The 9,427-nt window shown below is 55.7% G+C and carries 9 protein-coding genes; 6 read left to right on the top strand and 3 right to left on the bottom strand.

Annotated elements, in window-relative coordinates; all coding sequences use genetic code 11:
- The 6 genes from FYC77_RS07790 to FYC77_RS07765 all read left to right on the top strand — a co-directional run.
- A partial coding sequence (locus FYC77_RS07790) for a methyl-accepting chemotaxis protein (RefSeq protein WP_238386826.1) occupies positions 1–678 on the top strand: 678 nt, incomplete at its 5' end.
- Positions 679–690: 12 nt separating this feature from the next.
- Positions 691–1,125 carry a chemotaxis protein CheW gene (locus tag FYC77_RS07785; RefSeq protein ID WP_149080946.1) on the top strand — a complete coding sequence of 145 codons (435 nt, stop codon included), beginning with the start codon at positions 691–693 and terminating at the stop codon, positions 1,123–1,125.
- A gap of 67 nt (positions 1,126–1,192) precedes the next feature.
- On the top strand, positions 1,193–2,764 hold the full coding sequence (locus FYC77_RS07780; protein ID WP_149080945.1) for a globin-coupled sensor protein: 1,572 nt from the start codon (positions 1,193–1,195) through the stop codon (positions 2,762–2,764).
- Between the two features lie 138 nt (positions 2,765–2,902).
- Positions 2,903–3,784, top strand: a complete 882-nt coding sequence (locus FYC77_RS07775) for a CheF family chemotaxis protein (RefSeq protein ID WP_149080944.1) — start codon at positions 2,903–2,905, stop codon at positions 3,782–3,784.
- 299 nt (positions 3,785–4,083) lie between these two features.
- Entirely contained in the window at positions 4,084–4,440 is a 357-nt protein-coding gene (gene cheY, locus FYC77_RS07770; RefSeq protein WP_149080943.1) for a chemotaxis protein CheY, read from the top strand.
- 8 nt (positions 4,441–4,448) lie between these two features.
- Positions 4,449–5,657, top strand: a complete 1,209-nt coding sequence (locus FYC77_RS07765; RefSeq protein ID WP_149080942.1) for a chemotaxis protein CheC — start codon at positions 4,449–4,451, stop codon at positions 5,655–5,657.
- A 238-nt stretch (positions 5,658–5,895) separates the two neighbouring features.
- On the opposite strand, the gene FYC77_RS21165 is transcribed toward FYC77_RS07765, so the two are convergent.
- The 3 genes from FYC77_RS21165 to FYC77_RS07750 form a co-directional block, all read right to left on the bottom strand.
- The gene (locus FYC77_RS21165; protein WP_149080941.1) at positions 5,896–6,126 is read right to left on the bottom strand and encodes a DUF7385 family protein; all 231 of its coding nucleotides are present in this window, start codon (positions 6,124–6,126) and stop codon (positions 5,896–5,898) included.
- Between the two features lie 300 nt (positions 6,127–6,426).
- Positions 6,427–7,239, bottom strand: a complete 813-nt coding sequence (locus tag FYC77_RS07755) for a CheR family methyltransferase (RefSeq protein ID WP_149080940.1) — start codon at positions 7,237–7,239, stop codon at positions 6,427–6,429.
- 579 nt (positions 7,240–7,818) lie between these two features.
- The gene (locus FYC77_RS07750; protein ID WP_149080939.1) at positions 7,819–9,033 is read right to left on the bottom strand and encodes a Cdc6/Cdc18 family protein; all 1,215 of its coding nucleotides are present in this window, start codon (positions 9,031–9,033) and stop codon (positions 7,819–7,821) included.
- Between the last annotated feature and the right edge of the window lie 394 nt (positions 9,034–9,427).

Genomic DNA, 9,427 nt, shown 5'->3' with positions numbered 1-9,427 from the left:
AACGCCGAGGAGGTAAGCGCCACCAGCGAACGCGCCGAGGAACTCACCGACGACACCACCGACACCGCCCAGGAGGCGATCGAAAAGATGGAACGCGTCGAAGACGCCGCCGACGACGTCACCGACGACGTCGAAGCCCTCCGCGAGGGCGTCCAGCGCATCGACGAAATCGTCGAAGTCATCAACGACATCGCCGACCAGACCAACCTGCTGGCGCTCAACGCCTCCATCGAAGCCGCCACCGCCGGCGAGGCCGGCGACGGCTTCGCCGTCGTCGCAAACGAGGTCAAATCGCTCGCCGAGGAGTCCCAAGACGAAGCCGCCACCATCGAGAAGATGGTCGAACAGATCCAGGAGAACACCGAGGAAACCGTCGACAGCCTCGAGACCGCAAACGAGGAGATCGCAGACGGCGTCACCCTCGTCGAAGAAACCGTCGAGAACCTAACGGAGATCAAAGCCTCGATCACCGAAGCGAGCACCGGCATCGAGGAGGTTGCCGTCGCCACCGACGACCAGGCCGCCACCACCGAAGAGGTCGCCAGCATGACCGACACCGCCATGGAACACTCACAGAACGTCTCCACCGAAATCGACGAAATCGTCGCCATCAACGACCAACTCGAGACCCTCGTCGACGACATCGACGCCGAAATCCGCAGACTGACCGAACAGTAACACTACGACACAATGGCAACAACGAACCACCTACCGGAGCAATCGAGCACCCACGTCCTGGAGTTCGACCTCGGAGAGAACCGCTACTGCGTCGATATCGGATACGTCGCAGAGATCGTAAACACCGACGAACTGACGGCAGTGCCGAACACGCCGGCACACATCGAAGGCGTCATGGATCTCCGCGGGGAGACGACGAAGATCGTCAACCTGCGAACGATCTTTGGCGATGACGACGGCGGCGAACTGGGAGAACGGATTATCGTGTTCAAACGAAAACGCGACTCCACCGAGCGAGTCGGCTGGCTCGCGGACGAAGTTCACCAAGTCCAGGAGTTGGAAACGGCTAACGTCGATACGTCGGTCAGCGGATCGGGGATCGCTGGCATCGTCCGGCGAGAGGACAACTTCGTTCTCTGGATCGATCCGACCAACGTCCGGGTTTAGTCCGAACTGACAGCGAAATTCGAGAACAGCAAAAACGCTCATATAACAGCCACCAGAATGGTGGACCGTGGCAGAACACGAGCGAGCGTACAAGATTGACGAACGAACGAGACGCGCGGTCGACGGTCGTACCCTCATTTCCGATCTCGGGATCGACCGCGAGGAAATCGAATGGCGGAAGGAATTTACCCGGTTCGACGAGGAGGACGCCGACCGTCTGGAAGCGATCGACGGGATGATCGACGGCGTTGCCGACGATCTCGTCGACGAGTTTTACGATCAGCTCCACTCTCATCCGAGGACGGCGAAAATACTCGAGACGTCCTCCAAGGAAATCGACTCACTCAAACGAACCCAACGGCAGTATCTCACCGACCTCACGAGCGGCGAATACGATGAACAGTACTTCTCGCGACGCGCCAGAATCGGGAAGATTCACGAACTACTCGACCTCGATCCGAAACTCTATCTCGGCAGTTCGACGGTTTACTACGACGGTATCCTGAACGCGATCGCCGACGACGCGAACGATCAGTTAGAAGAGACGGCAACGGATCGGCGGACCGAGGCGAAACCAGAGACAGCAGTTGAGGCGGAGACGGATCCCGAATCACCGGCGGTGGAAGCAGTAGTCCCCGTCTCGGAGGCCCAAGATGCCGTCGAGACCGTCGTCGGTCGCGCGCTCTCGATGCTCAAACTGATGAACCTCGACCAGCAGGTCGTGATGGATACGTACATCGACGCCTACGCCGACGTCGAAGCCGAACTCGAGCGCCGAATCGACGTCTCGAAAAACGTTCAGGAGTCGGTGTCCGAACTCCGATCGAGGACGGAGACTGTGGCCGAACGCTCCGAGGAGATCGCAACGCTCACTGACGACCAGTTCGATTCGACGAGCGAGATCGCAGGCGAGGTCTCCGGCCTCTCGGCGACCGTCGAAGAGATCGCCGCTAACGCCGAGGAGGTAAGCGCCACCAGCGAACGCGCCGAGGAACTCACCGACGACACCACCGACACCGCCCAGGAGGCGATCGAAAAGATGGAACGCGTCGAAGACGCTGCCGACGACGTCACCGACGACGTCGAAGCCCTCCGCGAGGGCGTCCAGCGCATCGACGAAATCGTCGACGTCATCAACGACATCGCCGACCAGACCAACCTGCTGGCGCTCAACGCCTCCATCGAAGCCGCCACCGCCGGCGAGGCCGGCGACGGCTTCGCCGTCGTCGCAAACGAGGTCAAATCGCTCGCCGAGGAGTCCCAAGACGAAGCCGCCACCATCGAGAAGATGGTCGAACAGATCCAGGAGAACACCGAGGAAACCGTCGACAGCCTCGAGACGGCCAACGAAGAGATCGCGGACGGCGTCACCCTCGTCGAAGAAACCGTCGAGAACCTAACGGAGATCAAAGCCTCGATCGCGGAAGCGAGCACCGGCATCGAGGAGGTCGCCGTCGCCACCGACGACCAGGCCGCCACCACCGAAGAGGTCGCCAGCATGACCGACACCGCCATGGAACACTCACAGAACGTCTCCACCGAAATCGACGGAATCGTCGCCATCAACGACCAACTCGAGACCCTCGTCGACGACATCGACGCGGAGATACAGCGACTGGCCGCAGACAGGCGAACGTGACCGCCGGATACGTTGGAGACGCAGAGGAGTGGAGCCCGCGATTGGACGCCAATGAGAGCGACACGTCTGAGAACAAGGAGGCCTCGCGTTCGTCGCGGCCCTAAAGGGCTAAGAGAGTCCGGTCTCATAGACATGTACATGACCGAAGAGATCGTCGCCGACTTCACGGCTCGATTTATTCTCAATCGAGGTGAGGAAGGCGGTGGTACACCCTCCAGTGGCCGGATAATTACGACGAAAAAACGGCTGGTCCTCGCGACGAACGACGAAAAGACCACCGTTCCCCTCTCGAGGGTCATCGACGTAAACGTCGGTAGCGTTCCCAACCACGTCAGACAGTTCTTCGACGATACCGTTACGATCGGCTACGAGTCGGAACACGGCGTCCAGAGTGCAGTAATCGAGAGCAAAAGCGAGACCGTCACGAAGTTCGTCGCGATCCTGTTTCGGTGTCTCCTCAACGGTCGCTCGCTCGCCGTAAAACACCCGGCGAGAGTCGGTGGGCGAGTGAAAGACACTCCCGTCCGCTCGGGAACACTCCGAGTCAAGAGCCGTGCGATCGAAGTCAAGACGGACAGGGGAGCGTTCGAGATCGACGTCGAAACCGTCATGAAGATCGAACGGTCGAACAAACTCGGCAAGCGAAACGACCGGGTGACACTCGTCGTGAAATACATCGACGACGATTCCGGACGTACGAAAACGTCGTTGATCTCGCCGACGAAGGGACAGTACGTGAACTTGCTCGCGCGATACCTCCGACTCGAGTTCGACGAACTCCGCGACGAGGTCGAGGAGATTGAACTGACCGATCCGGAGAAACGCGTTCTGGTCAGCGTTCACGCAACCGGGGGAGATATCGATTTTACGAACATGCTCGATGGAGATCCGACGTACGTGACGAACGTCCTGAACTCGGTTCAGAACAAGGAACTAATCGTCGAACACGAAGACAGCATCTCGTTGACCCCGAAGGGGCGTATCATCGTCAGCCAGCGGATCGAAGACGTCAACGCGTGATACGGTCTGCGATGACTGATCGCCGGTCGTTCGCCCGCCGGTCTGCGATCGACCGAGACAGCCTCATTGCGGTCCGTATGAACCGACACGAACGGCGTTCGAGACCGAAGGACCTCCTTCGAGATCGAGTGGAGCCCTGTTCAAGCGGAGGGTACTATTCAGAACTAGGGGTTAGGAATTAACGGAGTCGGAAGCTAGAACCAATAGACGGTACCGATCAGTTTGTCCAGCAGATCTTCGAGATGTATGTCACAATTTTGGTCAACATCGTTAAGTTATCCGGGTGTATTGATCCCCCTATGGATGTGCTGATCACGGACGATTCTGGGTTCATGAGGGACCTCCTCCGGGAAATCCTCGAAGAAGACCACAACATCGTTGGTGAGGCCGAAAACGGCGTCGAGGCCGTCGAGCTCTACCGCGAAGAGCAACCCGATATCGTCTTCATGGACATCGTTATGCCGATCAAAGACGGTATCGAGGCAACCGGTGAGATCACCGATATGGACCCGAACGCGAAGGTCGTGATGTGTACCAGCGTCGAGCAAGCCGAGCAGATGAAAGACTCGATCAAAGCCGGTGCCGAAGGCTACATCACGAAGCCGTTTCAGAAGGAAAGCGTTCTCGAAGAACTCAACAGCATCGCTGCCGAGTGACTCTCGCCATGGAAATCGATATTCGGGAGCTCGAAACCTACCAGGAGCTCGCTCACGACGGAGCCCAATCGGCTGCCAAATCACTCTCACAGCTGACCGGGATCAGCACGCGGGTACAGGTCACTGACGTCTCACTGATGAACTCGACGGATCTCGAGTACGAGTTCATCGGTGACGAGTTTGCCGGCGTCAACATCGATCTGAGCGGCGAAATGAGCGGCGAGATAGTGCTCGCATTCGACGAACAGGGGCGGTCGGCGATCACCGATACGCTCGTCCCAGCCGACGATCCCGAGAAGAAAAAAAGCAGCATCGAGGAAGTCGGCAACATCATGACAAGCGGATTCGTCGACGGGTGGGCCAACTACCTCGAGGCGAAGATCAAAAGCTCACCACCGACGTACATCCAGGGGACCGGGACCGACATTCTGCCGACGTCCACAACCGAGGACGAACGCCACCTGTTCGTCTTCCGCAGTCGCGTTGAGGCATCCCAAGACTCCGTCAACGAACCGATCGACTTCCGTATCCTCCTCGTTCCGGATTCGACCTCCCTCGAGCGCTCGCTCGAGCCCCAAACCGACAAGATCATCTCACTCGAGAAACTCGAAGTGTTCAACGAGATGACCAAAGAGGGAGCGAAAAAAGCTGCGACGAACATTACCTCGATGACCGGTATCGAAACGACGGTCAACATTAGCCGGCTGAGCCTGGTTCCGATCGAAGATATTCCGACCGAGGTCGGCAACAAACGGTTCGTCGGAACAGTGATGAAGTTCAAAGGGAAGTTCAGCGGCTACCTGGTTATTCTCTTCGACCAACCCTCAGGTCGGGCGGTCGTCGACTCCCTCGTACCGATGGAGACCGACGAGCAGTGGGGCGATATCGAACAGGGCGCGCTCAAAGAACTCGGGAACATCATGACCAGCGGCTTTATCGACGGATGGGCCAACGTGTTGAACGCCGAAATCAAGCACTCACCACCCGAGTTCGTCGCCGATACTGGTTCCGGCGTACTAACGCCAATCACGACACAGATCGCCCAAAGCGACGACCATGCGTTTCTGCTCGACTCGAGCATTCAGACGAACAGCGACAAAGTCTTTACCTGCCAGATGCTCGCGTTACCGCGGCGTGACGAGTTAGAACAAGCACTGGACGACCTCCTCATCGAAAATTCGGGTAATACGCGCGTCGATCCCGACGACCTGTTCTGAGCACGGGTGTTCCGTCGGACCCACTGTCAGTTACCTCGAGTGGATTCGGCCACTCCGATTTCGTACCGATCGTGAACGGGTAGCACAAACCCGGATTCTGACCGCCCACGCCAATATTAAATCAACTCGAGATACGGTTTACGACCATACCCCTGTAAATACATTACGGCCATTTACGGACATACCACTGTAAATACGTTATGGCCACCAGGCGACGGCGAGACGACATTCGACCACGTCAGTGTCTAAAAAGCGCGATATCGTTCTCCCGACGAACCAGACAGAACGGAGCCCCGGTATGTTCTGGAAACGACGTCGACTGTCGCTCGATGAGTATCAGTCGTTCGAACGGATCCGCGCATGCAGGACACCGAACATCGTCTCTATTCTCGAATATCGACAGTCCACCCGTATCCCGAAGCAGTTTCATCCGATGGCGATGGTCGTGAATATCGAAATCAGTGTCCATTAACAGTCACCTGCGCGTGAACCGACCGTACGAAAAGCACGCAGATGAGTGTGCCGGTCTGTACAGCTCCCCGCGTTCGCTAACCGACCACTTTTCGCATCAGATGTGGGTATCCCCGACTACATGTCAAAACAGCAATCGCGGCAAAAGCAGTTCGGCCCTGGCAAAAGTATCCCGACAGCTGACAGATGAAACAAATCACCCACTACAGACCTACACTATGAAAACAGTTGGCGTATACTAATGACCACCATATTATCCTATATCCAACACAGTATTCTATCTGATATATTCTTGAATCTAATCTTGTTTCTGATAGATTCTGTTCCGGTTATCAACTGGGGAAAAGACGGGCTTCATCTCCGGAGGAATCGTCTCACTTTTTCCAATAATGAGATATCCGCCCTGTGATATCGATTCCGATATTGTCTGTAACATCGACTGTTTGTATTCGGTGTCAATATAGATGAATAAGTTTCTACACGTCACGAGATCGAATCCGGACTTTGGATCGCCGTTGATAAGATCGTGACGCTGAAACTCGACTGGCTGTTTGATGGTGTCACGTACCCGATACGAATTCTCACCCGAGTCGTATTCGATGAACTGACTATACTCATCGATGTACTCGAGTTCACCGCCGATACTCGTCGTTCTCGACTCCTGGTAGACACCCTCGCGAGCGACCTGGAGTGCTTCGTTGCTGATGTCTGTCCCCAAAATTCGAACAGTAGAGGGATCGACCTGTGGTTCGTCGTGGACGATCATCGATAGCGAGTACGGCTCTCGGCCGTCTGCACAGGCTGCACTCCAGATATCGATCCGATCGGTCTCGCCAGCAAGCGATCGAAGCACGTCACGGACACCGTCCCACACCTCCGGATTACGGAAAAATCCGGTGACGTTGATACTCAGAGAATCCAGCAACGCACGCTGCTCGTCGGGGTTGGAGCGGACGTGTTCGTAGTACTCTCCGTACGTTTCACACTCCGTGCGTCGCATGCGAGCCGTAATTCGTCGATCGAGATAACTGTCGTTGTAGTGACTCGTTGCGAACGATAGCTCCGTTTCCATATACTCGAGAAGAAGTTCGAACGAATCGTCACTGGACACAGTACATCAGTGATTGGGATAGAGAGATAAATATGCTGATTAGGGGAGGCTACGTGACGGGTTGACGTATCACCCATTTCGTCGCGACCCGGTTCCAAGGACGATTGCGGATATCCATCTCTCCGCTCGAGACGATTTACGATGACTGATTGCCGGTCGTTCGCCGACCGTTCGACGATCGGAACAGACTCATCGCAGACCGTATGAGTCCCCCGCCAGTGGAGACCAGTGTAGATTGGTACGGGCTCTGTTCGGCAGATTGTACACCAGATTTTCGACGACGCAAAATGCTGGCCGCACACCAGGTTTCCGGTGAATTCTCGAGATGAACGTGTCCGTAAACAATGCCGGGACGAGAGTCATATTCACCAGAAACACGGTGTTCGAATCGGATTTAATCGGTGAAACGATAGGAACAACTGCACCGATTTATACGGTCTGCGATGACCGATTTGCCGGTCGAACAGTTGTTTCTACATCTTTGATTAGCGGAAGAATTCGACATCTTTGAGGGAATTCCCCGGCGTTTACCGACGTTTCTAAACATCGAATCAGTCGACCTTACCGCTAAACATCGAATCAGTCGACCGTATCAGCGAGCACATCCTTGACCACTTCTGGATCCTCCAATAGCGTGTGTTCGGTGTAACTCCCCTCAGCGCTTCCGCCGCTGTGACGTGACTGTTCGATCACGTCGAGAAACGCGTGCTCTTTTAGGAGATCACGAACGCGACGAAGGGACAGCGCATCAGTCCCCTCCTGACGACAGATCTGCTCGTAGACGTCGTAGACGCGAGTCGTTCTGAACCCCTCGTTTTCCTCGATCGAATCGGCAGGTCGATCTCTGAGCGAGAGAAGGGTCAACGCCTGAAGTGCGTATCGTGAGTGGGGTGTCGATCCACGGATCAGTTCTCGGAACCGATCGACTTCAGCTCGTTCTCGAGCCTGGACGACGAACGCCTCGCGGACGGTATCGGCACCTTTCGTCTGTGCGATTTCCCCTGCGTATCTGAGGATATCGATTGCTTTCCGAGCATCACCGTGTTCGCGAGCAGCCAGCGCTGCAGCACGTGGAATAACGCCGTCCTCCAGTACTCCGTCTCGGAACGCATCGTTTCGTGCAACCATGATTTCGTTGAGTTGACTCGCATTGTACGGCGGAAACACGAACTCGCGTTCACAGAGACTCGACTTGACCCGTTCGTCCATTCGATCCTTGTATTTGATCTTGTTACTGATCCCGATAACCCCGATCTTGCAGTTCGTCACTTTGCCGGCTTCGCCCGCACGCGAGAGTTGCATCAAGATCGCATCGTCCTCGAGTTTGTCGATTTCGTCCAAGATAATCAACGCAACATCGTACTCCTTATCGAGAATTCGCCAGAGTCGCTTGTAGTACGTTGCCGTGCTAATTCCCTTATCGGGAATGTAGATATCGGTCTCGTCCGTGTTGACCGCACTCGCGATCGTCTGTGCTGTCTGCGTTTCCGTCGTATCCTGTGCACAATCGACGTACGCAAAAACGGCATCTACACCTTCCTCCTCGGCTGTGCTGACGAGTCGTCTCGAGACGTACTTTGCACACAGGGACTTTCCGGTCCCAGTTTTTCCGTAGATGAGTACGTTGCTCGGACTCTGCCCGAATATCGCGGGATTGACCGCGTTCGCGAGTTGGCCGATTTCCTCGTCACGACCGACAATTCGACCCTCATCGGGGAGGTGACTGATCTCGAGGAGTTCCTTGTTGACGAAGATAGGATCCTCGCGAATGAACAGATCATCGGACTGGGACATGTGCTTGGACACCGTGTTTCCGGTGAATCATCTTGATTGTTTCGCCGAGACACACACACCGGGTTTCCGGTGAAAGAGGGTGAGAACGGGGAGAGGGTGCAGATGAAACGGTGGGTTGAATTCATCAGAAGGATGGTCGTGCCACTGTACAGGCAGTCAACTGGATGGATATCGTGGATCTCGTCTCGAATGATATTAGTGAGACAAGGATACAGTTCGTCTGGGCTGATTTTAGCAGGAGCTAATCTATTCTTCTTCCAGTCAGTGGACTTTTTATCGCATAGGCTAAAAGGCTTTATGGTATCGGTGGTGATCACGGCTAGACCACCTTGGTTCGGATCGGACTTCACCCCTCAAAAGAGCGAATCATCCTGTTTATCCCTTGTAATCCAGG

The organism is Natrialba swarupiae (genome assembly GCF_008245225.1).
GTDB lineage: Archaea > Halobacteriota > Halobacteria > Halobacteriales > Natrialbaceae > Natrarchaeobius > Natrarchaeobius swarupiae.
Note: the sequence above shows the minus strand (reverse complement) of the source record. Positions and strands in the feature narration are given on the sequence as shown.